The following is a 770-nucleotide window of genomic DNA, read 5'->3' as shown; positions in this document are numbered from 1 at the left end:
TGCCAGACGCGATGGTGATGGTGTACTGGCTACGGCTGCCTGTGTACAGCGCTGTGTTGGTCCCGCCCTGCCCATTGATGGTGTCGTTGCCGGTACCGCCCGCCATTTTGTCATTGGCACTGGTGCCGAACAGGGTGTCGTTGATGGAGGTGTCTGTCGCTCCCGTAGAGCCGCTGATGTAGCCCGTGGCGGTCTCGAACACGATGGCACGGTCAACGATCAGGTCTTCTCCAACGCTGAGTGCAGCGGTTGAATCGAGAATTCGCACCGTTGTCGACGTTGATTGGGCGGTGAAGGTGATGCTGTACGTCCGGCCCTGGTTGTTGTGTGTTTCCGACGCCTGGTCGGGCCCGCAGACAAAGTTTTCTGAAACCGTGGCTGTGCCGGCTGCAGAGGCTCCGTCGTAGGCCGACAAGGTCACAGCGGAGTCTTGCCCTGAGCTCCAACCATAGGCCTCCACCTGAAAAGTGTAGCTTTTACCGATTTCCGTGCTGATGGTCTGGGTGATGAAGCTGCGAGCGCTGATGTCATTAAAGCCAGTGCCAAAACCCATGCTGACACCCCCATCTCCGTCCGCGCCGCGTGCGCCGGAGTAGATCCTATTGGTTCCACCAACTGTCCATCCAGTCGGTGCAGCTTCGCCGGGTGTGCTTGTCGTGAAACTGCCGTTGGTCAGCAAATTGGTGATGGTGGGCAGCTGAGCCGCATTGACGCTGTTGGCGCTCACTTTGATGTCGCTGTTCACCAGGACCTGGGCGGCGGCCACAAAG

1 protein-coding gene is annotated in these 770 nt (G+C 59.1%); it reads right to left on the bottom strand.

Features of this window, described 5'->3' with window-relative positions:
- Nucleotides 1–770, bottom strand: a 770-nt coding sequence (locus tag B9Z45_RS17155; RefSeq protein ID WP_158270455.1) for a hypothetical protein, incomplete at both ends; no start/stop codon positions are given.

Source organism: Limnohabitans sp. 2KL-17 (assembly GCF_003063415.1).
In the GTDB taxonomy this organism is placed as follows: domain Bacteria; phylum Pseudomonadota; class Gammaproteobacteria; order Burkholderiales; family Burkholderiaceae_C; genus Limnohabitans_A.
The sequence above is the reverse complement of the archived record's forward strand: the minus strand, read 5'-3'. Positions and strand labels throughout refer to the sequence as shown.